The sequence below is a fragment of the Coriobacteriia bacterium genome, assembly GCA_034370385.1.
Lineage (GTDB): Bacteria > Actinomycetota > Coriobacteriia > Anaerosomatales > PHET01 > JAXMKZ01.
On record JAXMKZ010000053.1, the window covers coordinates 1 to 25,850 of the forward strand.

Here is a 25,850-nt window from a genome sequence, read left to right on the forward strand (position 1 = left end):
GCCGACATCAGCACAGCGGTATCATCTTGCATGCGGGTTTCCTTTCTTCTCTGGGTCTTAGACACACCAAGAGTAGAAGGAAACCCGTTCTATTCCTCAAGACGGTCCGGGGCTCCCGCCCCCCGAAACCTTACGCGCTCACCTTGATCGTCAGCCGATGGACAGCTCGAGCCCGTACGCGAGCCCGAGGAGCCCGTGAAACGCTGCGAACGCGAGCAGGACCCATGCGCCCCGCTTGTGCACCTTGAGGTGAAGCGGTCCCTTGAACTTGATCTTGCGCATTCCTTGGAGAACCTGGAGCCCCATCAGCACGAACAGCACCATCCCGCCGAACACGAGCGTTTCCGGCTTGACTATGAATCCGAAGATCATCGCGGGTCCTTTCGCGAACCACAAGCCCGACAGGAACGTCAATACAGGGTACAAGACGAGAGGAGGTGACGACCATGAAGCGTTCCCCACGTGCAGTACGGCTCACGCTCGGCGCGGTGGTCCTCGGCGCCATGGCTCTGGCTGCTGCCCTCGCAGCCTGCTCGGTGGCGCCGCCCGCCGAGCCACCCGGCATCGAGGGCGTCGTGACCGATGTCACCCAAGGCGAGGGCGGTGCTCTCACGATCCTCGTCGAAGTCCCCGCGGACCTGGTCGGCTCTTCAGAGGCGTCCGAGTTCGTCTCAGACAAGGCGAGCGTCACCTTGGATGACGCGACCACGGTGCTCGACAGCTCGGGTGCGGCTACGAGCAGGGCAGCGCTCGAGAAGCCCAGCGCCATCGTGCGCGTGTGGTTCAAGGGTCCCGTCGCCGAGAGCTATCCGGTGCAAGGCGTAGCCGAAGCCGTCCAGATTCTTGGAGAGTCCAGCGAGCAACCCGTCGATCAGAGTCCCCCACCAGCCGGTAGCGGGTCCGAACTGCAGCTGACCGAATCGGACGCGGGCTCCTCGCGCACCATTGGGGTCGGCGACACGCTCAGCGTCACCCTCGCCGCCAATCCCACCACCGGCTACACCTGGGCGCTCGACGGCGCACTGCCCACGACGCTCGAACAGGTCGGTGATCCGGCGTACACAGCCGAGTCTGACGCGCTGGGAGCGGGAGGTGCCGAGACGTGGACGTTTCGCGCCGTCTCTGCAGGTGAGAGCGAGCTCAAGCTCAAGTACTGGCGCAGTTTCGAGCCGGACACCGCACCCGAACGGACCTTCGCCGTCTCGCTGCTCGTCCAGTAGCGCGGACCCGCGACTAGGCCAGGGGAATCCGTATGGTGAATCGTGTGCCGCCGCCCGATCGTGGCTCGGCGAGGATTGCTCCCTTGTGGCGCTCGGCGATCTCCTTGGTGACCGCCAGGCCGATGCCGAGTCCCCCGGTCGAACGGGCGCGTGCATCGTCAGCACGCCAGAACCGGCTGAACAGGTGCGACATGTCTTCTTCGCTGATGCCGATTCCGGTGTCTTCGACCTCGACGAGTGCGAAGCCAGCGTTCCGCTTCAATCGAACCGCGACCGAGCCGCCAGCCGGTGTGTAGCGTGCCGCGTTACTGAGCAGGTTGCTGAACGCCTGCCGCAGTCGATCGGCGTCGCCGACGACCGCGAACCCATGCGGCACCGAAGCGGACAGTTCCAGCTCCGAGGCCTCGAAGAGCGCTTCGTGCATTTCGACCGCAACGCTGAGCGGTTCGGCAAGATCGATGCGGCGCAGATCGAACGGCAGCGAACCGCGCTCGAGTCTGGTCAGCTCGAGGATCGCGTCGGCCAGACGACCGAGCCGCACCGTCTCGTCGCGGACGATGCCCAGCCGCTCCTCGTCGGCCGGCAAGACACCATCCTGCATCGCTTCCACGGTGGCCTGGATCGCCTGGAGCGGCGTGCGCAGCTCGTGCGCGACGTCGGCGGTCAGACGCTGCTCCAGCTCGCGGTCCGCCTCGATCGCGGCCGCCATCTCGTCGATTGTGCGGCCCAGCACCGCGATCTCATCCTCGCCGGTCATGTTCGTGCGCGCCGCGCGATCACCCTGGCGCAGAGCGCGCGCGGTCGCGGTGATCCGCTCGATCGGCTGCACGAGTCGGCTCGCGTATCCCAGCCCCGCGATGGACGCAAGCGCGATGGCCACCAGCGCGGCGATACCCAGCGCTCGCACGGACGCGTCGCGGAACTGCGCGTCGCGCTCGGTCAGCACCGCCCCGGGCCCGAACGCCCACACCCGCACGGAACCGACCTGCTGGCCCTCCACGACGATGGGTGCGGTCACCACGGGTCCTTCGGGCTGAAGAACCGTCTGCTGCTGGTCCTGCCCGGTCTGTTCCTGTCCCACGGAGGTCGTGTCGTCGTAGATCAGGTTGCCCGCGTCGTCGAGAATCTGCACGGCGATGCCTCGCATGGGCCCAAAACGCGGAATCGTGGACAGCGTCTGAATCGTCCATCCGCCATACAGCGGGTACGCCTCGACGGCGACCTGCGCCACACCGTCCGCAACCCGCTGCAGGTTGTCACGCAGGTACCGATCGAACTCGACGTTCCACGAGGCCGAGATCAGCACCGCGGCCAGCAGCGCCGTCAAGGCGGCGACGGCGGCGAAGGCGATGGCGAGCCGTCGCGAGAACGTACCGTGACCCCGCTGCACCGCAGGAGCGAGTGCGATCGAGGGCTCCTGCTCAGTCATCGTCGGACTTGGGTGCCTCGAAACGATATCCGACACCGTGGACCGTATAGATGAACGTGGGCTCCTTCGGGTCATCGTCGAGCTTCGCACGCAGGTTCTTGACGTGCGAATCGATGGTGCGCTCGTAACCCTCGAAGTCATACCCGAGGACCTTCTCCACCAGCTCCATACGCGAGTACACCCGACCCGGATAGCGCGACAGCGTCAAGAGCAGCTTGAACTCGCTGGCGGTCAGGTCGAGTTCGTTCTCGTCGAGGAAGGCCTTGTGACCGGCGACGTCGATCTCGAGCGAGCCGAACACCAGACGGTCGCGCTGCGGCTCCTCGGTGACCTTGGCGCGCCGCATCAGCGCACGCACGCGGGCCACCAGCTCGCGCGGCGAGAACGGCTTGACGAGGTAGTCATCCGCCCCGAGTTCCAGCCCGCGCACGCGATCTTCGAGTTCGCCCTTGGCCGTGAGCATGATGATGGGAACGTCCGAGGCATCACGGATCACGCGGCACACCTGCTCGCCGGACACTCTCGGCAGCATGAGGTCGAGGACGACCAGATCGAAACGCTGCTTCGAGAACTGCTCGAGCGCGATCTGGCCGTCGGCCGCCGCGGTGACCCAGTAGCCTTCACGCTCGAGATACGCTGACACGGCTTCGCGAATCGTCTTCTCGTCTTCGACGAAGAGTATTCGACGGGGCTCGGTGACCATTCCGACCTCCTGGACGCGCGTTTCGGCAGGTGAGTGTGCTCGACATGGAGTGTATGCCCCCGGCGCGGCGCGGCAGCACCCGTCCACCGAATCTACACCCTGCCCCCGCAGGAGGCGCACGGAACCCCGACCGATCTGCGGGCATCTCGTCAGACAGGCACCAGCTCTGACGTACACGCCGGGCACCGTGTGGCGTCGTTGGAGATCTCGGTCGTGCAGTACGGGCACGCGTGCGTCGTCGGGTCGGGTTCGCGGTTCAGACGTGCTATGAACTTGACCACGACGAAGAGCGCTACGGCCACCGCCAGAAAGTTGATGACTGCACCGACGACCGAGCCCCAAGCGAACGTGACTCCCGCGATCGTCACCATCTGCTCGTTGAGGTTGATGCCTCCGAGCAAGACACCGATGAGCGGGTTGAGAATCCCCTCCACCACCGACGTGACGATGGCGTTGAAAGCCACGCCCATGACCACGCCTACCGCGAGCACGATGGCATTGCCCTTCAGCGCGAAATCTCGGAACTCCTGAAACATCGCCCCTCCCCTCGATCGTCACCCGTTACGAATCGGTCGCGACCGTACCGCAGCCGGCTAGCGGTTGAATACCGCAAGCTGCGAAAGGGCCACGAACACGGCCACGATGGTCGCCCACAGCATTCCCGTGACAAGGCCACCGATGCCGATGGAGACCGCGGCCACAGCCCCGACCGTGCCCCCGCGATGGCCCCCCGAAGCGCGCCGCACCGCTTCGGCGGTCAGCGATCCCCACAGGATGCCGACGATGAAGGGGAACCAACCCGAGCCGAAGAACGCCACCACGAACGCGCCGCCGACCCCGACGACCACGCCGGCGATGATGGCGAACGCGAGCTGTCTGGGCTTCACGTAGCGCAGCTGTCCCGGAGCGGCTTTGGCATGCTCGGGGCACTTGTAGCCGACCGGCGTCAGCACCATCTCCTTGGGGCAAATGGGCTTGCCGCACTCGGTGCATGACAGTTCGGTCTCGACATCCGGGTGATAGGAACAACGTGCCATAGCGCTGCTCACTCCTTTGCGGTGGGACCTTGTGCGGTGATGGTACCGCTACACTCGTGCCATGGGGAATTCGGAGAACATCTCACCACGGCGTCAGCGCGTGCTCGCCTACGACGCCCTGAGGGCATTCTCGATCCTCAGCGTCGTGGCGATTCACTGCTTCATGCCGCTGCGATCGGTGCTTCCCGATACCTCGCTGCAGCTGATAATCGACGACCTGCTCCACTATGCGGTCCCGGTCTTTGTCTTCATCTCAGGAGCACTCGTCTGGGGTCGCCCCCTGCGCACGACCTACATGCGGTTCCTCTTCGAGCGTCTTCGGTGGGTCGGGCTGCCGTACCTGGCCTGGGCTCTCGCCTACCTTGCGCTCCTTCTGCTCACCACAGACGCCCTGGGCTCAACACTGCTTCGTGCCCCCTGGCTACTGCTGACCGGACACGTCTGGTACCACCTGTACTTCATCCCGATGCTCCTCGGCTTCTACCTCATGACCCCGGTCGCCGTGCGCCTCATCCATCGATGGCCGTCCGCGACGCTCGTGATGGTCTACGCCGTCAGAATCGAACTGTGGCCGACCGCCTCAGCGTGGCTGCGCGTGAACGCGCCTGAGCTGGCGTGGTCGTACGCGACCCATCTCGCGACCCACCTGCCCCACATGGTGCTCGGCGCCTGGTTCGCGCTCATGCTGCCAAAGATCCCGCAGCGCGTCATCGGGGCATGGTTGGCGCCGCTGGGGCTGGGCACCGCGATCCTGCTCGCTCGGATCCTGGGAGTCGTGCCCCGCGCGCACAGTCCGGCGGCGTACGCGTTGGGCATGGCCGCCACCGTGTTGGGCATGGCGTTCGCCGCCTACTCACTTGAGCCGCGCTTTGACCGCTTCGAGCGCGTCGTGGTCGCGGGGGCCGCACTGTCGTTCGGCGTCTACTTCGTTCATCCGATGTGGCTGCTGGCGCTCGAGCGCGGAGTGAGCGCCGCAAGCGCCGAGTCGCTCTGGATGCGCTGGTGGGCCGTGCCCGTGGCGTGGGCGCTTGTCTCGGCGGCGAGCTATGCAACCGCGTGGCTTCTCGCCCGCAGTGGCCGAACCGCATGGCTCGTGGGGGTCAAGGCGGGTACCGGCGGCTAGCGCGAGGCCTTCGGGGCGGGTACGATGCCGCAACCATAGATTAAGGGGTGCACCATGCCGCACGACCACGTGACCGCACTGAGGCTTCTTGCTGAGGGCAACCGTCGCTTCTCTGAGGGCCAGGGTCGGGCCGGATGGACCGCCGAGCAGCGTGCGGCGTCGCTTGAGGGACAGCAGCCGTGGGCAGCGATCGTCGGATGCTCCGATTCACGCGTGCCGGTCGAGGCGGTTTTCGACGCCGGCCCCGGCGAGCTCTTTGTGGTGCGAACCGCAGGACACGTGCTCGCCCAAGCAAGCTTGGCGTCGCTCAGGTTCGCTGTCGAGAATCTGGGCGTCCGCACCGTCGTCGTGCTGGGCCACGAAGACTGCGGGGCCGTGAAGGCGACGCTCGCGGGCGGCGCGCCGGAGTGGCTCAGCCCCATCACGCGGCACATCCGCGTGGAAGGCCTCGACCCGGCGAAGGCGCCCGCTGATGCCGACGACCCGATGCTGGCTGTCGCGGTCGATGAACACGTCCGCGACACCGTTGACGAGCTGGTCGCATTCTTCGCTGAAGCCGACCTCGGGTTCGACACGCCCCACGTCAGCGGCGGCGCCTACAAGCTCGCAAGCGGCGAGGTCCAGTGGCTGTAGGCGTTTCGCGCCCCTACTGAGGCGGCTCGGGCGCAACCACCTCGCCGGTCAGCGCGTCCATGCGTGACGAGACGTACTCCGCACTCGACGTGTAGAAGAGCGAGTAGCTCCAGTACGGCCCGGTCGCGTCGATCACGCTGTGATTGAGCGCGAGGCGCGGGTCCTTCGTCTTGGCGAGATCGTAGCGAGTCGCGAGATCGGCCTTGCCGCGGGTCACGGCATCGTCGCTGTCGATCACGTCGTACGGCATCGGCTTCGAGTATTCGCCGACGAACGACTTCACGCCCTCGCCGGTGACCTCCTTCTGTTCCGTCACCTTGCCCCACGCGTCGACGTCCATGAGCAAGACGACATCGGCGTCGGGCTTGTCGATAAAGGTGAGTCGCCACGTGCTGGGGACTCCGTCGTCGTTGACCATGTCGCCCACCGCGCTCGTGAGGTAGGCGCCTTCGCGCCACGCCTGAGCAGGAGGCAGCGCACGGCGCCAGATCTCGCGGAATGTGTAGGTTGCCGGTCCGCCTCCGCCTTCGGCGATCTCGCGTCCCGGTGGAATCTCCTCACCTGCGCCCGACGCCGCCTCGGTCGGAGCCGGTGGCGCGGTGGTCGGCTCGGACTCACCACCACCCGAAGCAGGATCGCCCCCCGAGGCGCACCCGAGCGGCGCCCACGCGACTGCGGTCAGCAAGAGAACAAGCACCACCCAACGCCACAACGGTTTCGCCGCCATGACATCGCCCCCCTTCGTCGAGCACGACGAATATACCCAGCGCGCAGGATTCGCGCGTTGCGGTGGGGCTGCGAACAGCGCCTGACTCAGGGGTGGGCCGAGCGGACGAGAACTAGTCCTCGCGCTTGGTGACCTCGATGAGGTGGTAGCCGAACTGCGTCTGCACGGGACCATGAACGACTCCGACGGCGTCGTTGAAGCAGACGTCGTTGAACTCCTTGACCATCTGGCCGGGCATGAACTCGCCCAGGTCGCCACCGCGGGCTCCGGACGGGCACTTCGAGTTCTCGCGGGCGACATCGGCGAAGTCGGCTCCACCGGCGATCTTCTGCTTGAGGTCGTTGGCCTCCTCCTCGGTCACGACGAGGATGTGGCGGGCTTGTGCGCGGGGCATAGGTGCTCCTTTCGAGCGGATGCAACTGATTCTCGCCGCTATAGTACGCGAACGCGATGACCTCGTGACAGCGGGAAAGTGCCCCGCGTGACTACCGATTGCAGCGTACCCCTGCTACCGTTGCGTGGGCACTGCTTCTTCGCACGAAACGTCGGAAGGGCACCACATGAGAACGGACGTCGTCTTCACGCTCACCGGGCCCGACCGCGTCGGTCTTGTCGAAGAGGTCACCGGCTCCATGCTCGGCTTGGGCGCAAACGTCGGCGGCAGCCGTATGGCGCGTCTGGGCGGCGCCTTCGCAATCCTCATGCAGGTGTCGTTGCCGGTCGAAGCGCTCGTCGACCTCGATGCGGCGTTCGCTCCGCTCACTGCTGCCGGCTATGCGATCACGACGAGCGCCGACACGGCGCAAGCCTCAGGGGAGGTGCCTGGCCACGTCGGCACCTCCTACCGCATCGAGGTCTCGGGAGCGGACCACGAGGGGATCGTTCACGACATCGCCGCGGGCCTCGCGGCTGCAGGCATCAACATCGAGTCGATGGAGACCCGTATCGTGGCAGCGCCTATCAGCGGCGCACCACTGTTCGAGATGACCGCACTCGTGTCCGTGCCGACCGACGTCGATGGAACGGGCTGGATCGCCACGCTCACCGAGGCGGCGGCGCGCGCGAACGTCGACGTCGAGGTCTCGCCGGGCGCGTAGCTACCGCCTGCGCCCGTCTCGCCCGCACCGCTCGCAGGCGGGCGGACGCCGCTCACGGACGACCCCCTCGGCGAAGCGCGACTATCCGTGCATAGTCGGCTTCAACCATGCGCTATCGAGGGAACCGGGGAGCCTGTCATGCAGTTGATCAGCCCTGTCGTGAACCGTTGGATCGAGGATGGCCTGGGCGCACCCGAGGCCTTCTGGGGTCGCGTCGCCGCCGATCTACCCTGGCTGCGCCCGTGGGACACCGTGTTCGAGCACGACTACCCGACCTTCCGCTGGTTCAGCGGTGGCCAGACGAACCTCGCGTACAGCGCACTCGATCACCACATCGAGCGTGGACGCGGCGACCACGAGGCCCTCGTCTACTTCAACGAACGTGGCGACGTGAAGCGGTTCACCTACGCCGAACTACTCGCCTTGGTCGAATCCATCGCCGCCGCGCTTCGGGGTATGGGTATCGAGAAGGGTGACCGCATCACCGTCTACATGCCGACGTGCCCGTGCGCGATAGCGCTGATGCTCGCCACCGTGCGCATCGGTGCGATCCACTCGGTGGTCTTCGCCGGCTTTGGCGAGCATGCGCTCGCGGACCGCGTGGAGGCGAGTGGCTCCAAGCTCGTATTCACCGCCGACATCACGTATCGGCGTGGCAAGGACGTACCGCTCAAGCCTATCGTCGACGAAGCGATGGACTCCGCAGGTCCAACCGTCGAGCACGTCATCGTCATGCGCCGAGGGGAAGCGGACGTGGCGATGACGCCAGGGCGCGACCTGTCCTGGGACGAGTTCCTCGGGCGAGGGACGGGGCACACCGGTGAGTACGTTCCGATGGAGGCGAACGAGCCGGCGTTCATCCTCGCCACCTCCGGTACCACCGCCAAACCGAAGCTCGCGGTCCACACCCACGGGGGCTACCAAGTCCACATCACGGCCATGGCTCGCTGGGTCTATGGCCTGCGTGAAGACGACGTGTGGTGGTCGGGCTCTGACATCGGGTGGATCGTCGGGCACAGCTACATCGTGTACGCGCCGCTCATCGTCGGCTGCACGACCGTCGCGTTCGAAGGAGCGCTCGACTGCCCGACGCCCGACGCCAACTGGCGCAAAGCGATCGAGGAGTTCGGCGTCACGGGGCTGTTCACGTCGCCCACGGCCGTCCGCCTGCTGATGCGCTACGGGGACAACCCCCTTGCCGACGTGGACTACTCGAACCTCGAGCGCGTGATGTGCGCGGGCGAAGTCCTGAACGCGCCGGCGTGGGACTGGCTGCAGAACCGCGTACTGAGAAACCGTGTGCCGGTCATCGATCACATGTGGCAGACCGAGACGGGCGGCCCGGTGTTCGGCAACCCGTACGGAATCGACTTGTTACCCATCAAGCCCGGGTCTGCAGGCATAGCGCTGCCTGGTATCGAGGCCGAAGTCGTCGACCACGACGGCAACCCGGTGCAACCCGGTGAAAAGGGCATCATGGTGCTCAAACGGCCGTTCCCGGGGCTCATCGCCTCATTGTGGGGCGAGCCGGAGCGCTACGGCCAGGACTACTGGGAGAGGTTTCGCGGCGTCTACTACACCGGCGATGCGGCGATGATCGACGAGGACGGCTACGCCTGGTTCGCGGGCCGAGCCGACGAGATCATCAAGATCGCCGACCATCGCATCGGCACCGTCGAAGTGGAGAGCGCGTTTCTCATGCACCCGTCCGTCGCGGAATCAGGCGTCATCGGACGCCCCGACGACCTGCGCGGCGAAGTCATCTCGGCGTTCGTGGTGCTGAAGCACGGTCTCGAGCCGTCCGACGAACTGAAGCAAGAGCTCCTTGCGACGGTCCGTCACGAACTGGGTCCGATAGCCGTGATCGGCGAGGTCAACTTCGTGAGCATGCTGCCCAAGACCAGGAGCGGCAAGATCATGCGCCGCGTGCTCAAGGCGGTCACCCTCGATGTCGAACCCGGCGACATCACGACCATCGAGGACGAGGGCTCGGTCGAAGACGCACGTCACGCATGGCACCAGATGAAGGCGGAACTGGGCTAGCCCAGCGCTCTCAGCCGCCCGAAAGCGAGGCAGTCCCCGCGGAATGCAGAGGGGGCAGCGTGGGCCGCCCCCTCGTTCATTCGATGCTGCAGAGTAACTGCGTGCTACGCGAGCGCCTTCGCCTTTTCAGGATGCGGCCCCCGGCCGCTCATGGGGTAAAGACCAACGACATGGTACCCGATATCCTGTCGCGGTATCGCTGTTTCCACCTCCGAAGGGGGCCCGCATGCGGTTTGTGCTCGCGCTTGACCAAGGAACCACCAGTTCGCGTGCGATCGTCTTCGACGAGCTTGGCGAGAAACGATCGCAGGTCCAGATTCCCCTACCGCTCATCTTCCCCGCGGCCGGATGGGTCGAGCAAGACCCCGGCCTGATGTGGGAGAACCAACTCAGCTGTGCCCGCCGGGCAATCGCCGAGGCCGGTCTCACCGCCGCTGACATGGCGGCGCTCGGCATCACGAACCAGCGCGAGACCACCATCGTGTGGGACCGCGTGACCGGTAAGCCGCTACACAACGCCATCGTGTGGCAGGACCGCCGCACCACCGACGTGTGCGATGGCCTGCTCGCGGCAGGGCACGGTCCGGCCGTTAGGGCCAAGACCGGACTGCCGATCGACCCGTACTTCTCGGCCACGAAGATCGCGTGGATCCTCGACAACGTCGCCGGAGCGCGCGAACGCGCCGAGGCCGGCGAGCTCGCCTTCGGGACCGTCGATACGTGGTTCCTGTGGCAGCTCACCGCCGGTGCGGTGCACGCCACTGATGTCACGAACGCCTCCCGAACGCTGCTGTACAACCTCGACGCGAGCAAGTGGGACGCCGAGCTGCTCGCACTGTTCAACGTGCCGGCCCCCGTGCTCCCGAACGTGGTTGCATCAAGCGAGATTGTCGGCCACACGGCTCCCGGTCTGTTCGACGCGGAGATTCCGATCGCTTCGCTCATCGGCGATCAGCAAGCCGCGCTCGTCGGCAACGGCTGCTTCGAAGCGGGAGACGCCAAGGCGACGTTCGGCACCGGGATCTTCGCTCTCATGCACACGGGCCGCTCGCGCGCGAGTTCTGAGACGCTCGCCACGACCGTAGCCGCGTCGTCGCCAGACGCCCTTGAGTTCGCGCTGGAGGGCTCGATCTTCATGGGCGGGGCGGTGGTGCAGTGGGTCGTCGAAGGGCTCAAGTTGGCGGACTCGCCGCAAGCGGCCCAAGCGCTCGCCGAGAGCGTGCCCGATAGCCACGGCGTCGTGTTCGTGCCGGCCCTCACGGGGCTCGGCGCACCCAATTGGGATCCGCTCGCACGGGGAGCGATCTTCGGACTGACTCGTGGCGCCACCGACGCACATGTTGCTCGGGCCGCCATGGAAGCGATTCCACTTCAACTTGCCGACCTGATGGAAGCGATGATCAGCGAGTCCGGCCATCCGCTGCACTCGCTGCGAGCCGACGGCGGCGTCACCGTGAACACACTCGTCATGCAGACTCTGGCCGACGTACTGGGAATCGAGGTCGCGTCCGCCCAGATGGCGGAGTCGACCGCCCTGGGGGCGGCGTACCTGGCTGGGCGTGCGGTGGGCGTGTGGAGTGGCCCGGAGGATCTGCCTATGCTGCGCGGTGTCGCGCGCATCTACGAGCCTGCGCGCGACCCTGACGCACTCGCACGGCTCGCCGACCTCAAGATCATGTGGGCGGAGGCTGTGAGGCGATCTCTGAAGTGGGAGCAGCCGTCGCGACCCCGATGATCCCGCTCGCGTAGAGCATCCAGCGGTGTCCATGGCGGGACGCCAGTCGCACGTTCGGCCCGCTTATACTACCGCTAGGATGCCGCCAGCAGGGCGGCCGTGGCACCAGCGAGGAGCGAGATGTCCGAACCGAAGAAGATCGTCGACCCAAATCCCGTGTCCGACAAGATGCTCGCCCGGATCGGTGGACTGACGCGCTTCATCGTCATCATCCCGGTCATCGGGCTGTTCGCCGGGGCCGTCGCACTGGTCATAACCGGAGCGATCAAGACCGTGAACGTCATTCTGTCCGTGGTGGGGGTCGTCGGAGAAGTTCCCACCATGAAAGAGGAGCTCGTCGCGTTCATCGAGATCGCTGACCTGTTCCTGCTCGCCGTGGTGCTCTACATCATCGCCTTGGGGCTGTTCGAGCTCTTCATCGAATCCGATCTGCGTCTCCCCGAATGGCTGCAGTTCAACGACCTCGACGACCTGAAGAACCGTCTCATCGGCGTCATCGTGGTGGTGTTGGCCGTTTCATTCCTCGGCACCGCCATCGAGCTGAAGGACCCTCAGGATCTTGCGTGGGTCGGCATCGGCACCGCAAGCATCATCGCCTCGCTCGCCTTCTTCCTGAAGAGCGGGCACAGCAAGTAGAGAGCGGCAGACGCCCTCGAGGGCCGCGGACCGCGGTAGCCGCGTGTACGGGATCTCGCGCACGGGGAACAGACTCACCGGAAGCTTGGTGGACTGCGACGAACGCGACACGACTCGGTGGAGGAGAACCACATGCGCATCGGGATCCTGGGCACCGGCCACGTGGGGATGTCGCTCGCGAACGGGTTCGCGCGCGTCGGACACGAGGTGACGCTGGGTAGTCGCGACCCGTCCGCCGAGACGGTCGTCGCATGGGCCGTCGAGGCACCCGGCAGACACGCGGGCACCTACCGCGAGGCAGCCGAGTTCGCCGAGGTCGTCATCACGGCACTCCCGGGCCGTCTTGCCGCCGAGACGATTCAGTCGATCGGTGTCGACGCCTTCGCAGGTCGGCTACTCATCGACACGAGCAATCCAGTGGCGTTCGGCCCGAAGGGCGCCGAGGCGGTGTATCCGGATGACGACTCAGCCGCCGAACACATTCAGCGGCTGTTGCCACAGACGCGCGTAGTCAAGGCGTTCAACCAGATCAGCGCCGAGCGCATGACGACGCCGGAGGTGGGGTCGGGGCCCGACAGGATGCGCATCTGCGGCAATGACGCGGAGGCGAAACGCATCGTCACCGAGCTCGTGGCGCAGTTCGGCTGGCCGGTCAGGGATCTAGGCGCTTTGTCCGTTGCCCGCAAGCTCGAGCGGGGCGTCATCGACTGGTTCGTGCGCGAGGCGCAGGGCGGCTAGAGCGGCCCGCGCGCGCTGCCGAGGCGCCTTCGGATCCGCCACACGACCACAGGCCCCAGCCGACGTGTGTACTCGATACGATCGCGCACGTAGCGGCGCAGTTCGGCGAGCTCCTGCGGTTCGAGCTCGCGCAGGAGGTTCTCGACCGACTCGATCGAGGTCGCCTCGCCCAGTTCGCGCAGGTGCTCGCTCGCGCTGCTCGGCAGTGCGGCGAGCTCGTCGCCGAACTCGCGCAACCGCTCGCGCGCGGCCTCAAGGCCGAGCGTCACGGGCTCTCGCTTCGCGGAGTCGAAGGCGGCGAACTCGTACTCGAAGGGAACCTCGCGCACCGGCACGCCGGCAAGCACGTGGACCTCGGCGTAGAGGTACTTGAAGGCAAGCCCCACGAGCCCCTCCTTCTCGATGCGCCGCATCGAAGTGGGCATGGGAGCGCCGTGCAGGATACGGAACTTGCCGTGCTGAGCGGCGCGCTGAGCGTAGTCGTGGTCCTCCGCAAGCACGACCGTCTCGTCGAAGCCGCCGATGCGCTCGTGGAGGTCGCGGCGCACAAGGATGCAGAAGCCCGGGGCGTGCGGCTGGATGTGCTGCATGAGCAGCAGGTAGAGGTTAGCCGCGTCACAGGCGAAGTCGTCGCCGGCGTCGCGCTCGATCGGCTCGATCTGACCCGCGGCGATATCGAGGTGGCGCTGCTCGAACTCCGCGAGGGCGCACTCGATCCAGTCGGTGGGAGGCTCGGTGTCGGCGTCGAGGAAGAGGATGAGATCGGTCGAGGCGATCGCTGCGCCCGCATTGCGTCCCACGCCCGGCATGCCGCCATCGACCACGAGCGCACCCGCGGCTGCCGCGATCGCGCGCGTGTCATCGGTGGAATGAGCGTCAGCGACGACGATTGCGTCGGGCGGGGAGGTCTGGGCAGCGAGTAGCTCGAGAAGCCGAGGTATGCTCCCGGCCTCGTTGAGAGCGGGGATGATGACGGTGAGGGTGGGCGACATGGGGCAACTCCAGTTCGTTGCGGGCGAGACGAAGTCAGTACGCCGGTAGTGGCCACGGGTGCCGTAGCGCGGTGCGCGAAGAGTATGCGGTCATGCCCTGAATCTCCATGCTCGCTCTCATGAAGTACGGCATGAGGTGCTCCGTTCAACCCGGTTTCGCCCACAATGGTATCCGCCCTCTACCGCACGGTGAATCGTCAGCGCACCGCACCTACTCCTATGACGGGGAATCGTCTTCTCTGGCGCTCACAATGGGCTCGACCACGAGCCCGCCGTCCGCCCACCCCACCGCCACCGCATCGACACCGCTGTCCTCGGGCAGATAGCGCACGAGCGCGTGCGCCAGCATGCGGTCCATCTCGCGGCGCAGCTCCAACGGCGAGCCGGTGCTCTCCGTAAGGCTCTCGAGCCATTCGAGAACCGATGCACGCCATTTGACTGTGAGCCCTTTGCGCTCGAATCGCGTGGCGAGCGAGGTCATCAGGTCGCGTTCGAACCAGCGCCGGAACGCCTCGCCCCCCTCAGGGAGGTCAGATGCGACGATGTCGCAGACCGAGACCAGCTCACGCCCAAGAGCGCGTCCCGCAAGATCGCGTGGCGTCATTGAGTCATCAGGCGCACCCTCCGACTCCGCAGTGAGCACGACAACGCAGTCGCTGAGATGGATGCGCCGTCCACTTCCGTCCGTGAAGTAGCCGTCGTGCAACGCGGTGTTGAGGATGGCGCGAACCGAGGGATGAGCGTGGTGGACGTCGAGCAGCTTCACAACGCTCCAGGGCGTCTGCAGCAGATCGTGGAGAGGCACGTGCTCCTTGTACCCAACGTAGCTCGGCGGCGACCCCAGCAGCATGGTCACGGTGCTGGGGTCGTTGAACCGCGAGAAGTCGATCTCCACGATGCGGTCCTCAGAGCCGTAGAGGCAGCGCGCGATGGTCGAGCAGATGGTGTTGACCCCCGAACGTGCCTCATCGATCAGCAGGAGAACGGCGTTGGGTGAGGCCGGGTCGACGTCGAAACCGCGCATGCGCACCTGAAGGCACTCGGCTATCGTCTCGATGTGTGGGATGCCGAGAACCCCTTGGCGCTGTAGCTCCTCACGCAGGTGCTCGACCCGCTCGGGCACCGCGACCGGCATGCCCACCAGCCGCTCTGCGACGTCGCGAGCGATCTCTCGGGTCACCTCGCTTGAGCCCACCGCCAACGCGCGCGCCACCGACTGTTCCAGCAGGTCGATCGCCTTGTCAGGAAAGAACCGGCTGGGCAGGAAGTCATCGGCGAAGTCGTACAGCCAGCCTAGTGTCGCTTCATCAGTGCGAATGCCGCGGTCATGCTCGGCCTCGGCGGCACGGCCGCATAGCATCGTCATGACCGCCTCACGATTGGGCTCGTTGAGGCGGATGGGCTGGAAGCGTCGATTCAACGCACCGTCCTGCTCGACGAAACGTCGGTACTCCGAGTCGGTTGTGGCCGCCAGACAGGCTATCTCGCCGCGGGCAAGCGCTGGTTTGAGCAGCGTGGCCAGATCGGTACGACCTTCATCCCCGCCCATGCCCACCAGCGCGTGGAACTCATCTATGAACAGCACCACATCGCCCGCCGAGGCCTCCTCGATCACGTTCTTGACGCGCTCCTGCAGGCCGTTTGACCCCTCGACCCCGATGAGCATCGAGCCGGGAGGCAGGGCTATCACGCGGGTGTCGCGCAGAAGCTCGGGTACGTCGCCGCGTGCGATACGCAACGCAAGCCCCTCGGCAAGCGCGGTCTTGCCGACGCCGGGCGGACCCACGAGCACCGGGTTGCGTTTGGTCGAGCGCAGCAAGACCTCCATGACGGTCTGCAGTTCGGCCTCACGCCCTATGGCCTCGCGCAGCTTCCCCTCCCGAGCCGCCGCTGTAAGGTCCTGGCCGATCTGCTCGAGGGTGGGCCCCTGCTCAGCGGTAGCCGAGACCTGCCCTTGGGGTTGCGGCAAGCCTGCGAGAAGATCGGCACGTTTGAGCGTGCTCGCCTTACCGGTGACGAAGTAGCCCCCCATGACCAACACGGCGCGCGCCAAGTCAGGCAGGTGCATGTCTTGTCGGCCCTCAAGCGCGGCGATCATCCTCGCGCCTTGCAGCACGTTCGTCTCCGGCGTCGGCACACCCGCTCGCTCGACTCGGAGCTCCTCCTCGGCGGTATCAGCGAGTTGGCGCGGGTTCAACGTAGGCGCGACCTCGTAGAGCGCACCGGCGGCCTGCCGGCCGAGCGCGTGGAGCCAGTGATTCATGCCGAGCTCGCCGCCGGTCACGCGTCCGGTGTTGCGCACTGCCTCGAGATAGCGAACCCCATGCGAATCGATGCGGAATAACGGCACCTGACTGTCGACCACAGACTCCCCCCACCGACCAGTATGAGATTCGGAGTCTCCATCCTGACACAGGCCCCTCTGCAGCCGCCAGTTCTCACGACCTGCTGGGAGTCACGTGTTCGCTCCGAGGCACCGCTGGCTCGTCGGCCCTCAGTACTCCTTGATGACGCCCGTCACCGTCACCGGCGAACCGTCATCCATCCAACGCGAAGCGTAGACGATGATCGTCGTGCCTCCCCCCGGAGCGGACTCCGCCGAGATATCGAGTGAATCGAGCGAGCCATCCCCTACGCCCGAGTGTCGCACCAAGGGCCATTTCGTCTGCCCCGGAGAGGTCGGTGGGTCGTCGAACCCCTCCCAACCGTTCACAAACTGCGAGTAGCCCTGGGACTTTAGAATCTCTTCAAACAGTGCCGTGTTGTAGTACTCCGAGACAGCGGACACGGGCAGTGAGACACGAAAGACCGAGGTTGCGTAGCTGGGATACGGCGCTTCAACAGACACTGTCGTGGCGCCAGGCGGCAGCGGGACGGTCACCGCCGAGTGATCGACCCGAGGGTACGGGTCGTAGTTACGGTCTGCGGTCATCTGCCGGGCCTGCATGAGGAGTACGCTTGGATAGGCGAGCACGACGAGCAGGGGCACGAAGAGCAGCAGGTTCCGTGCGCGCTTCCAGCGGCTGGCCGGTGCGGCCGGGCGGGTCTTCGGTACGATCTCTTCGTCGATTACTGCAGCCGACCACGGGACAGCGTCGCTCAGCGCCTCAACGCGCCTCGGCGCGGGGACAAGCGGCATCGACTGAGTCTCGTCCGAGAAGGCGAACAGGCTTTGGAAGCCCTGGGTGGGCCATTCGGCCGGAGCCGCCTGCGCACGCACGAGCGCGCGCAGGAGCGCCGCCGGATCTCCCGTCTGCTCGACAGCCGCCCGGTCAGGATCCCGTCGCGCGGTACGGTTGGCCAGATGCGCGATGACGGCGAGAAGCTCGTCTTCCGTGAAGTCGCCGAGCATGGCCTCGGTGAACACCATCTCGGTGCCACCGATACCGGGGACCACTCCCGTACGCAGGCATGCGTCGACGGCACCCCAAGGCCGGGCATGGATCATGCACAGAATCTGAGGTGGCGACGTCACCCAGTACGGCGAGAGGGCGCGGTATCGTGCAAGCGCCGCATCGAGCTTCGGGAACTCGCCGTGCGCCACAGGCCGAAACGCGGGCACGTTATCCTCAGGCAGCGAATCGACAAGGCCTACGCCGTCGACCCCGGCCTGCTCTTCAAGCCGACGCTCGCGTACGCTCTGACCCTTCCAACCGAGGTACGAGGTGCCCAGTGGACTGCACCAGAACAGGTGTCCGTACGCCTCGGCGTGCGCCACCTGCGTCCCGAAGCGGGTTGCGTACGCGAGGCCGGTGAAGGTCGCAGCGGGCTCTTTGCTCAGGAGCAGCCCCTCATTGTCGGCCAGCATCGCGGTGGCCTCCTGCGCGAAGGAAAGCGCCTTCACGGCCAACAACGCCACAGGCAGACAGAACAGGCATGCCAGCACGGTGACCCCCAGTACGGCGTCTGACTGAAGCCCGGGGGCCTTCTGACCGGTGACGTACGGCAGCAGTGCGTAGCCGGCTGTCGCGGCACTCGATACCAGAAACACCATCATTGCTGGGCCGAACACCATCGCCATTCGCTCGCCGTAGGTTTGTCTGCCCGGACGTCCGACGAATCCCCTCGACCCGAGCGTGAGGTCGCGTGCGGCTACCCACCAGAACGGCACAGAGAACCGTGCGCTGGCCCGTAGCACCCATCCGCGCACCGACGGCCCTCGGGACAGCAGGTTGGCGAACGCGGCGCGCTGTTCCGCCGCTGACAGCTCGAGGAACCGCGTTGTGACGAGCACAACGAACGACGGGGTTGCCCGTGTCCCCACGATGGCTGCGTTCACCGACTCCGCCTCGAACACGAATGGTCTCGGCGGGAACGGTTCGCCCGCTGCGATGGCTATTTCGGCCAGAGCGCGGAAGGTTCTCGGATGGTCCGAGCTGTTGAGAGGCACCGCTACCAAGCGCTTTCGGAGGTCCGGGTCCCCCCGCATCACTGAGACCAAGAACGAGACCGCCACGATGATGAACGCGAAAGCCAGGAACGGTGCAAACGGGGTGGGGGTCCAACGTCTGGTCTCGGCGGAAGCGAGCTGCGGTTTCAGTTCCGCGATGCTGGGCCAACCCTTGGCAACTGGGTTGGACTCGTCGGGTAATTCCTTGACCCGAATCGTCCGCTCGAGCTCGTAGGTTTCCCTGGCTGCTGCCTTGGCTCGCGGGTACTCCACAGCGACCCACGGGATGACAGCGAACAGCGCAGCGCAGAAGACCGCCCCCACCAGCAGTAGCGCGATCGCACCGGAGACCGCCGCAAGCGTACCGGCGCGTCCGCGATCCACTACGTCCCAAAGCGCCCGTCTGGTCCCAAGCGGCATTGCGATCTCCAGCCCCCAAGCTAAGACCCGTTTCTCAGCCGTCCTCGCATCAGTTTAAGGGGAAAGATGCCCTGCTGCTCACTGGGCTCCGAATCCAGCACCTCGGTCAGACAGGAACCCGCCTCCCCTGGGCATGCGGCTCGCCAGGGCCGTTCGGGATGCTAGAACTGGCGGCCGAGTCACTCCACGCCGATGGCCTCGATGTGCTTGAGCGCTGGCGTGACAGCCCCCCACACGACCACGAGCACGGTCGCAACACCCATCCACGTGAACGTCGCCGTCTCCCCCATCGCCTTGATCGAGAAGCCAGCGGCAGCGTAGCCGAAGGGGAAGCCGACGTAGGCCAGGGTGAAGAGTGCCGAGAGGACCCGCCCGCGCATCTCGTCGGGCACCCGTTCCTGCAGCACGACGTTCACGATCGGATTGACCCCGGCTCCGAAGAACCCGGCGACGGCCATGACCGCGAGCTGGAGCGGGTATCCCGGCGCGAAGGCGTACGCGACCGGGACCATGGCAGTGGTCACGAGTCCGACCAGAAACACCGCGCGTCGCGAGATTCGGGCACCTTGGGTCCCGTAGACCAGCGCTCCCAGCACGCCCGCACCCGAGTACACCATGAACAGGACGCCGAGCGCCTCGGGCTGGTCCAACCCCTTGTAGACCACCGGAAGAACGACGCCCACCACCGAGTACGCGATCGTGAACGCGATCGTGGAGAGCACCGCCGTGGACCTGATGGCCGGATTCTCAAGCATGCAGCGCCACCCATCGAGTGCCTCGGCGAGCCAGTGCGCTTCAGTCTGCCGCGCGGGTGGGGTGGGCATGCAGACGGCACCCACCAACAGCGCCGACAGCACGAACCCCGCAGCCATCACCCAAAACGACGCAGTCGCGCCGACAAGGCCGATCAGAACTCCGGCGACTCCCGGCCCGATCAACCACGCAAGTCCCCAGACCGCCTCGTGCAACCCGTTCACCCGCTCCAGCGACAGGCGACCACGCTTGGCCACATCAGGAAGCATCGCCTCGCGCGCGGTCACGCCCACCGGATCGAAGATCGCACCAAGCACAGAGGCGAACATGACCAGCGGGTAGGTGAGCACTCCCAGCAGACCGAACAGCGGGATAAGCGCGGCGGACACGGCCGAGAAGACATCCGACCCGACGCTGGTGCGCTGTCGGCCCAGCCGGTCGATGATCACGCCGGAACCGAGCGAAGCCGCTATCTGAGGGAGCGCGGCAACCGCGACCACAAGCCCGGCCGCAGCAGGGTCGTTGGTGAGTTCGAGGGTCAGCCATGGCAGGGCGATGGCGGCGACACCGTTGCCGGTGCCGGAGATGAGCGTCGCGGCCTCGAGCGCCAGAAACGGCTTGAGGTCGCGGGGCTTCTCGGCGAGCTCGGTCATGGTTGTCCTTCTTGCGGCGCCTGCAGGGATGCGCAACCCCGGCACACGGGCTCGGTACGGCTAGCTCTACGCCATGACCTTGGGCAACGAGAGCGCGAATCCTGTCACGAGTGTGACCATCCACAACGCCCACACAGCCAGACTGAACTTGTGGAACTGCCGAGCGGCAACCTCATCCTTGCGCACCAGCACGACGGTGGCCCACACGGAATGCACGAGCATGATCACAATCGCGCTCACGCCCAGAATCCCGTGGATGTCCATGTTGAAGCCGCCGGTGATCATGCTCATGAGCGTGGTCGCAGTCGTGTCGACGGCGAGGCCGAGCCAGAAGACGACGAGATGCCAGGGCTTGAGAACCCCGGCGCGCCGCTCGGCGAAGACGGCGACGGAGTAAAGCGTCGCAGCGAGCAGAATGCCGACTACTGCGCCGGTAAGGGTTGGTGACATCGGTGCTGTCCTCTCAGCAGGGCGCGCTCGCGCGAAACGTCCTGCGTGCTGCAGAAAACGGTGGTCTCGTTGGTGCTCATGGGCGCTCTTGCCTGTGCAGACTATACCGCTTGATCAGTGCTCCGGATCGGTGCGCCGACCCGCTCAGCGGTCCGCTTCGGCCGCGCCAGCGTGAACGCGAGCGAAGACCAGCCCACCGCCATCGCCACGATCAGCCCGGTTCGCACTATCGGAGGCCACCCGAGCTGCCAGATCGCGAGCCCCACCATCCACGGCAACAGCAGGAGCCACATCGCCGCCTGCATCAGATACGGTTGCGCCCGAGTCCACGCCCACGCCGCATCGAGGCCGCCGGGCAACGTCGCGAGGTACGCGAAGCACGCCCACCCGCCGATGAGAACGAACCACCAGAACGCGATGGCCGCCCAGCGAAGCCGCGGATGCGCCTCAAGGTTCGCGGGCGTTCCACTGACCGCGAGCGCCGTGAAGCCAACGATCACGATCAGCATGGCGAAGATGAGAAGCTCGTAGATCACTGCGCCAGCGCCTCCGCCGTCCGCTTGATACCAACGAGCGTCTTATGGCTGAACAGCGCACCGCCGAAGTTCAGCGGGTTGTTCCACATCCACCGCGCGAAGCCGGTTTCGGTGCCGTCGGCGCGCATCCTGAGCAGAAGCCGCGTTCCGCCGTCGGGGGTCGGTTTCATGACGAACGCCATCGTGTTCTCGGTCCACGTCTCGGGAAGCGACGCCTTGCCCAGCTGCGCCGGGTCGAGGCTGCCGGCCGCGAGCACGAACGAACGGCCGGGGTCCGCGTCGACCACGGTGTAACTGACCATGTCATTGATGTTGATCTCGTCGCCCACTTTGACGTCTTGAAGCTCGGGCACGATGCGGGTCGAGTAGTGACCATCCACGAAGTCCGACGAGTTCGTCATATCGTAGAACCAGTCCCAACCGTACCACCCGGCGCGGTGCTGTCCCATCTGCTGGATCAGCGCGTAGACGGTCGCCGGCGGCGCGTCGATGGTGACGGCCTTGGTCGAGATCTCCCGCGTCGCCGGAAAGAGCTCGTCGCCGGGCAGCGTCGCGGAGGCTTCGTCGGCGGTGGCACCCCAGCGGTCGGTGAATCCCCGCGTCAAGGGTGGCACCAGCACGAAGCCGACAACCAGGATGACGACGAGTCCGGCGAGGAGGATGCCGATCCACTTTGCGATGCCGAGGATGACCGAGCCCATGTTCTTGTCCCTTCGGTGCGATGCGTGCTAACCTTACGTTGTACATTTTACGCTGTAAGGTATATCACCGTACATTGTAAGGGTCAACCCCGTTCCGCTAGGAAGGTTTCCCCGAATGACCGCCAAGCGTGCAGTACCGCTCACCAAGGCCGAGATCCTCTCGGCAGCCCTAGCGCTCATCGACGCCGAGGGTATCGATGCGCTTACGATGCGCCGGCTCGCGCACGAACTCGGCGTCGAGGCGATGTCGCTCTACCACCACGTGCCGAACAAGGACGCGCTCCTCGACGGGGTCGTGGAGCTCGCGCTCGCCGCCCAGGCGCCAACTGCACCGCCGCCGAGCGGCGACTGGAAGGCCACCGTTATCGCCGCCGTCTGTGGCTTTCGTCGCGCGCTGATCACGCACCCAAACGTGCTCCCGCACATGATCACGCATCCGCCCTCGTCGCCGGAGGCCTCCGCGATGTACATCGACGGGCCGCTCGCCTACCTCGTCAACCACCGTGTCTCCGACAAGGACGCGGCCGAGTTGTTCGAGGCGTTCTTCGCGCTGTCGTTCGGACACGCGCTGCTCACGACCAACTACTCGACGATCGAAGGCGACGGGGTGCCGACAGTCGAGTTCACCGAGGAGTCGTTCAAGCGCGCAGTGCGCACGCTCATGGACGGGTACACGCTCGGCGTGTGATCGCTCGCTCCGCCGCTCTTGGGGCCTGCGGACCCATAAGCACCGAGCTTGCCCGAGTCAATTCTCTCTCGGCCCGTTCTGGATGTTCGTTACATGCGCCGGTACACGTCGCGGCGATGGCCAACCTTCACGACCCACACCACCAAACGCCCATCCTCGACTGTGTAGACAATGCGATAGTCGCCCTGCCGCACCCGATAGTGCTCCCCGCCTGCAAGCTTTTCGCAACCCCGAGGTCTCGGGTCCTCGGCGAGACGGCCGATTCGTTCGACCACTTCGCGGCGGTCAGCAATCGGGATTCCCTCGATCTCTCGAGCAGCGGAGAGCTTGATCTCGACCGAGTTCGCCATGCGCCTTATAGCTTGCCTTCGCGCAGGAGGGTCTGGACAAAGTCGCCGTAGGGCACGGTTGCCTCGGCTGCCCGGTCCTCAAGCGCGGCAAGATCCTCGGCGTCCTCGAGTAGCGTCTCGCGAACGGCATCGTTGACCAGGTCGGAGATGCTGGTGTCGGTCTCGATCGCCTTGAGTCGCAGTGCCCGGTGGAGGTCCGGCTCAAGGTAGATAGTGGTGCGTCGGGTATCGGCCATGCTTATCACCTCAGCAAGAGCATACGATTCAAGACGTTATAACGTCAAGACGTCTAAACGTCTTCGGCGAGCCCGGAGTGTATGTCTGTCAAGGTAGTGTGCGAGAAGAGGATGCTGCGCCAACCTCAGACAGGATTCGAATCGTTGAGCCGACCGGTCGCCGACTTCGCGAGCGCCCGGCGACTACCGCAACAGCGCCTCGTCGTAGAACTCCATGACCCGACGCTCGTACTCCTCGGGGTACCGACTCAGTGCACCGACGTGACCGACGCCAGGCGCGATCCACAGCTCCGCACGCGAACCGATCTGCTCGGCGAAATAGCGGTTGAACTCCGTCTCGAGCGGATTGCCGCCGGCGCCGATGAGCAGGTAGCGCGTCGCAGCCGCCTTTCGCATCTCTTCAAGCAGCGGAGCCGGCGGCCGCTGCCAAGCGAGCGCCTGCACGGTCGCGTACATGACGCGCGGGACGAAGCTTTCCACGAGTGACCGCTTGGAAGGTAGCGTCGTGAGCTCTGCGGTGGAGCGTCGCGTCGCGCCGTCGGCGACGATCGCCTCGAGCTGCGGCACCGCTGCGCTCGCACCAAGCACCGCCTCCCCGCCCATAGAGGAGCCGAAAGCACCGATTCTGCGCACTCCGGACTCGTCGGCCAGATAGCGCGCGGCGGCAGAGATGTCCTCGCTGCCCTGCCACGCAAGCCGGTTGGCGCGACCGCCGCTCTCGCCGTGGCCGCTCATGTCGATGGCGAGCACCCCGTAGCCGCGTTCGGCGAACATCTCCGCCTGCCGACGGACGCCTTGGCGCGAGCCGCCCGCTCCGTGTGCGACCACGATGGCGGCGCCGTTTCGCGGGGGCGCGTACCAGGCGGCGATCTCCACGCCGTCGGCGCGCTCAAGAGTCACGGCCTCGAAACCTGCCGGTGGCTCACCCACGGACGCGCGCGAGGGCCAGACGGCCGCGATGCCCATGGCCGCCGGCAGCCCGATGTAGATGGCCAGTACGAGGCCGAGGGCGGTCCAGCCGAGGATGGCCAGCCAGCGATGCGTGGTGCTCTTGGGCACTAGCACACCCACCTCCCACATCGTTGCCCGCTGTGTCCGCGAGCTCCAGGCCGACCGAGCACCGCATGCGGGTCCCTTACTGCGGTCTTCAGGCGCGCCGCGACACAGCGTGTTTACGGCGACAATCATAATTGATGCCAAGGAGCAAGCGCCCGAGATGAGCGGATCTACACCTGAGTCATCTCGGTCATCGCCCTCACGCCTTCCAAGGGAACAGCAGCCATGTTGTCCACGCGAGAACGCCGACCACGAGCACCAAACGAACCGGCATCGCCCACGGCAGCGTCCAGATCCACAGCGCGATCATCCACGGCAGGAAGAGCAGCCAGATCAGCCCCTGCAAGATCAGCGGCAGCGAGCGTGTCCACGCCCAAGCCTCGTTGAGCCTACCGGGGTCCGTGACCAGCAGGTAGCCGAAGGCCCCCGTGACCACCAGCGAGAGCACGAACATGGAGATCGACCACGCCGCTTCGCCCGCGGTCTGTCCTGCGATTGCGATTCCTTTCATCGTCGTTCCTCCTTCTTCGTGGAAACCCTGTTGGTTTCCAGTTTCCATCGGGCCGAACAAAGGGCGGCCGGGTCGGTCCCGAACGCCCCGTGGAACCTACTGCAAGAACTGTAGGATGCGTGCGAGGAGCTCGGCATCGTGATCGATCGCCGGGTCCTCGTTGACCATCACCAGATAGTCGAGAACCATCGCCGCTACCATGCGCTCGATGAAGGCCACGTCCCCCGCCGAGAACTCCTCGGCCTCGATACCCGCCGCGATGAGCTCGCGGAGCAGCTCGCCATTGGCCTGACGGAATGCATCGGCGGCGACCTCGTATTCGCGCATCCACTCGTCGCGACCGGTCTCGTTGATGTGTGCACGTGCCGACTGCAGAACGAATCCCACGACCGCCTCCACTCTCGCGGCGTAGGTGGGCAGCGTTGCCACCGCTGCTGCGAGCCGCATCTTCTCGCGCGCCGCCTGCCGGGCGACGATGTGCGCGTAGATGTCGCGCTTTCCGTCGAAGTGGACGTAGATTGTCTTCTTCGAGATGTGCATCTCACGGGCGACGTCGTCGAGGGTGGCCTTGTCGTAGCCCACCCGGCCCACATGCTGCTCGAAGACCTCGGCGATCTGCTGCTTGGTGCTCATCGTTTCACGACTCCCGGTGACTCAGTGCCGGCACTTACACCGGCGTGGAAACTCCCTATGCCATGCAGTTTCCTCCATGGAAACTGAGTTGTCAAGTAGTTTCCTGCCGCGCTAGGCGAACGGCGGGAAGCCCTGGGGTCACTGCGCCCGCGAGTGCCTAGATCAGCTGCACACCCTGGAACCCGGCGGTGCGCCGGCCGCCGCAGCGATAGCGCGCGTGTCATCGGTGGAGTGCGCGTCGGCTACGACGACCGCGTCGGGCGGCGTCGTCTGGGCGGCAAGAAGCTCGAGAAGCCGCGGCAGACGCTCGGCCTCGTTGAGGGTGGGGATGACGGCGGTGAGGGTCGGCACGAGTGGACG

The 25,850-nt window shown here is 65.9% G+C and carries 29 protein-coding genes; 9 read left to right on the forward strand and 20 right to left on the reverse strand.

Annotated features, from left to right (window positions below; all coding sequences use genetic code 11):
* Nucleotides 1-150: 150 nt before the first annotated feature.
* Complete coding sequence (locus tag U1E26_11240) at nt 151-372, reverse strand: hypothetical protein (protein MDZ4170208.1); 222 nt, start codon at nt 370-372, stop codon at nt 151-153.
* A 74-nt stretch (nt 373-446) separates the two neighbouring features.
* Here U1E26_11240 and U1E26_11245 point away from each other — a divergent pair, with 74 nt between their 5' ends.
* Entirely contained in the window at nt 447-1,220 is a 774-nt protein-coding gene (locus U1E26_11245) for a protease inhibitor I42 family protein (GenBank protein ID MDZ4170209.1), read from the forward strand.
* Between the two features lie 13 nt (nt 1,221-1,233).
* Here the strand turns inward: U1E26_11245 and U1E26_11250 are convergent, their stop codons facing one another.
* From U1E26_11250 to U1E26_11265, 4 genes are all read right to left on the reverse strand, one after another.
* Nucleotides 1,234-2,649 (reverse strand): ATP-binding protein, encoded by a 1,416-nt coding sequence (locus tag U1E26_11250; GenBank protein MDZ4170210.1) that lies wholly within the window; start codon nt 2,647-2,649, stop codon nt 1,234-1,236.
* Nucleotides 2,642-3,352 carry a response regulator transcription factor gene (locus tag U1E26_11255; GenBank protein MDZ4170211.1) on the reverse strand — a complete coding sequence of 237 codons (711 nt, stop codon included), beginning with the start codon at nt 3,350-3,352 and terminating at the stop codon, nt 2,642-2,644. The genes U1E26_11250 and U1E26_11255 overlap by 8 nt, the downstream gene beginning before the upstream one ends.
* 149 nt (nt 3,353-3,501) lie before the next feature.
* Nucleotides 3,502-3,888, reverse strand: a complete 387-nt coding sequence (gene mscL, locus U1E26_11260) for a large conductance mechanosensitive channel protein MscL (protein MDZ4170212.1) — start codon at nt 3,886-3,888, stop codon at nt 3,502-3,504.
* A 57-nt stretch (nt 3,889-3,945) separates the two neighbouring features.
* Nucleotides 3,946-4,389 (reverse strand): B-box zinc finger protein, encoded by a 444-nt coding sequence (locus U1E26_11265; GenBank protein MDZ4170213.1) that lies wholly within the window; start codon nt 4,387-4,389, stop codon nt 3,946-3,948.
* 100 nt (nt 4,390-4,489) lie between these two features.
* On the opposite strand from U1E26_11265, the gene U1E26_11270 reads away from it, so the two are divergent.
* The gene (locus U1E26_11270) at nt 4,490-5,512 is read left to right on the forward strand and encodes an acyltransferase (protein ID MDZ4170214.1); all 1,023 of its coding nucleotides are present in this window, start codon (nt 4,490-4,492) and stop codon (nt 5,510-5,512) included.
* Between the two features lie 54 nt (nt 5,513-5,566).
* Nucleotides 5,567-6,145: a carbonic anhydrase gene (locus U1E26_11275; GenBank protein MDZ4170215.1), complete on the forward strand. Its 579-nt coding sequence runs from the start codon at nt 5,567-5,569 to the stop codon at nt 6,143-6,145.
* A 13-nt stretch (nt 6,146-6,158) separates the two neighbouring features.
* Here U1E26_11275 and U1E26_11280 read toward each other — a convergent pair whose 3' ends face one another.
* Together U1E26_11280 and U1E26_11285 are read right to left on the reverse strand one after the other, a co-directional pair.
* Complete coding sequence (locus U1E26_11280) at nt 6,159-6,872, reverse strand: hypothetical protein (GenBank protein ID MDZ4170216.1); 714 nt, start codon at nt 6,870-6,872, stop codon at nt 6,159-6,161.
* 112 nt (nt 6,873-6,984) lie between these two features.
* Nucleotides 6,985-7,266: a peptidylprolyl isomerase gene (locus tag U1E26_11285; GenBank protein ID MDZ4170217.1), complete on the reverse strand. Its 282-nt coding sequence runs from the start codon at nt 7,264-7,266 to the stop codon at nt 6,985-6,987.
* A 166-nt stretch (nt 7,267-7,432) separates the two neighbouring features.
* Here U1E26_11285 and U1E26_11290 point away from each other — a divergent pair, with 166 nt between their 5' ends.
* The 5 genes from U1E26_11290 (at nt 7,433) to U1E26_11310 (ending at nt 13,121) form a co-directional block, all read left to right on the forward strand.
* On the forward strand, nt 7,433-7,969 hold the full coding sequence (locus U1E26_11290; GenBank protein ID MDZ4170218.1) for an ACT domain-containing protein: 537 nt from the start codon (nt 7,433-7,435) through the stop codon (nt 7,967-7,969).
* A gap of 138 nt (nt 7,970-8,107) precedes the next feature.
* A complete protein-coding gene (locus U1E26_11295; protein MDZ4170219.1) occupies nt 8,108-10,012 on the forward strand; it encodes an acetate--CoA ligase in 1,905 nt (634 codons plus the stop codon).
* Nucleotides 10,013-10,238: 226 nt separating this feature from the next.
* Nucleotides 10,239-11,747, forward strand: a complete 1,509-nt coding sequence (glpK, locus tag U1E26_11300; GenBank protein MDZ4170220.1) for a glycerol kinase GlpK — start codon at nt 10,239-10,241, stop codon at nt 11,745-11,747.
* A gap of 120 nt (nt 11,748-11,867) precedes the next feature.
* Entirely contained in the window at nt 11,868-12,383 is a 516-nt protein-coding gene (locus U1E26_11305; protein ID MDZ4170221.1) for a YqhA family protein, read from the forward strand.
* A gap of 132 nt (nt 12,384-12,515) precedes the next feature.
* Nucleotides 12,516-13,121, forward strand: a complete 606-nt coding sequence (locus U1E26_11310) for an NAD(P)-binding domain-containing protein (protein ID MDZ4170222.1) — start codon at nt 12,516-12,518, stop codon at nt 13,119-13,121.
* Here U1E26_11310 and U1E26_11315 read toward each other — a convergent pair.
* The 7 genes from U1E26_11315 to U1E26_11345 all read right to left on the reverse strand — a co-directional run bounded on the left by U1E26_11315 (nt 13,118) and on the right by U1E26_11345 (nt 22,016).
* A complete protein-coding gene (locus U1E26_11315; GenBank protein ID MDZ4170223.1) occupies nt 13,118-14,113 on the reverse strand; it encodes a glycosyltransferase in 996 nt (331 codons plus the stop codon). The genes U1E26_11310 and U1E26_11315 overlap by 4 nt on opposite strands.
* A gap of 217 nt (nt 14,114-14,330) precedes the next feature.
* Complete coding sequence (locus tag U1E26_11320; GenBank protein MDZ4170224.1) at nt 14,331-16,478, reverse strand: AAA family ATPase; 2,148 nt, start codon at nt 16,476-16,478, stop codon at nt 14,331-14,333.
* A gap of 129 nt (nt 16,479-16,607) precedes the next feature.
* The gene (locus U1E26_11325; GenBank protein MDZ4170225.1) at nt 16,608-18,923 is read right to left on the reverse strand and encodes a hypothetical protein; all 2,316 of its coding nucleotides are present in this window, start codon (nt 18,921-18,923) and stop codon (nt 16,608-16,610) included.
* A 179-nt stretch (nt 18,924-19,102) separates the two neighbouring features.
* Nucleotides 19,103-20,329, reverse strand: a complete 1,227-nt coding sequence (locus tag U1E26_11330) for an MFS transporter (GenBank protein MDZ4170226.1) — start codon at nt 20,327-20,329, stop codon at nt 19,103-19,105.
* 66 nt (nt 20,330-20,395) lie between these two features.
* On the reverse strand, nt 20,396-20,779 hold the full coding sequence (locus tag U1E26_11335) for an HsmA family protein (protein MDZ4170227.1): 384 nt from the start codon (nt 20,777-20,779) through the stop codon (nt 20,396-20,398).
* A 101-nt stretch (nt 20,780-20,880) separates the two neighbouring features.
* Nucleotides 20,881-21,315 carry a hypothetical protein gene (locus tag U1E26_11340; GenBank protein ID MDZ4170228.1) on the reverse strand — a complete coding sequence of 145 codons (435 nt, stop codon included), beginning with the start codon at nt 21,313-21,315 and terminating at the stop codon, nt 20,881-20,883.
* Complete coding sequence (locus U1E26_11345; GenBank protein ID MDZ4170229.1) at nt 21,312-22,016, reverse strand: hypothetical protein; 705 nt, start codon at nt 22,014-22,016, stop codon at nt 21,312-21,314. Before U1E26_11345 ends, U1E26_11340 begins: the two co-directional genes overlap by 4 nt.
* A 115-nt stretch (nt 22,017-22,131) precedes the next feature.
* Between U1E26_11345 and U1E26_11350 the strand changes: the two genes are divergently transcribed.
* Nucleotides 22,132-22,704 carry a TetR family transcriptional regulator gene (locus U1E26_11350; protein MDZ4170230.1) on the forward strand — a complete coding sequence of 191 codons (573 nt, stop codon included), beginning with the start codon at nt 22,132-22,134 and terminating at the stop codon, nt 22,702-22,704.
* A gap of 89 nt (nt 22,705-22,793) precedes the next feature.
* Here the strand turns inward: U1E26_11350 and U1E26_11355 are convergent, their stop codons facing one another.
* The 6 genes from U1E26_11355 to U1E26_11380 all read right to left on the reverse strand — a co-directional run bounded on the left by U1E26_11355 (nt 22,794) and on the right by U1E26_11380 (nt 25,841).
* A complete protein-coding gene (locus tag U1E26_11355) occupies nt 22,794-23,054 on the reverse strand; it encodes a type II toxin-antitoxin system RelE/ParE family toxin (protein MDZ4170231.1) in 261 nt (86 codons plus the stop codon).
* 5 nt (nt 23,055-23,059) lie between these two features.
* Nucleotides 23,060-23,290 (reverse strand): ribbon-helix-helix protein, CopG family, encoded by a 231-nt coding sequence (locus U1E26_11360; GenBank protein ID MDZ4170232.1) that lies wholly within the window; start codon nt 23,288-23,290, stop codon nt 23,060-23,062.
* A 183-nt stretch (nt 23,291-23,473) separates the two neighbouring features.
* Entirely contained in the window at nt 23,474-24,349 is an 876-nt protein-coding gene (locus U1E26_11365; protein MDZ4170233.1) for an alpha/beta fold hydrolase, read from the reverse strand.
* Between the two features lie 196 nt (nt 24,350-24,545).
* Entirely contained in the window at nt 24,546-24,857 is a 312-nt protein-coding gene (locus U1E26_11370; GenBank protein ID MDZ4170234.1) for a hypothetical protein, read from the reverse strand.
* 96 nt (nt 24,858-24,953) lie between these two features.
* Complete coding sequence (locus U1E26_11375; GenBank protein ID MDZ4170235.1) at nt 24,954-25,490, reverse strand: TetR/AcrR family transcriptional regulator; 537 nt, start codon at nt 25,488-25,490, stop codon at nt 24,954-24,956.
* A 162-nt stretch (nt 25,491-25,652) separates the two neighbouring features.
* Nucleotides 25,653-25,841, reverse strand: coding sequence for a glycosyltransferase (locus tag U1E26_11380; GenBank protein MDZ4170236.1), 189 nt, complete (start codon nt 25,839-25,841; stop codon nt 25,653-25,655).
* Nucleotides 25,842-25,850: the final 9 nt, after the last annotated feature.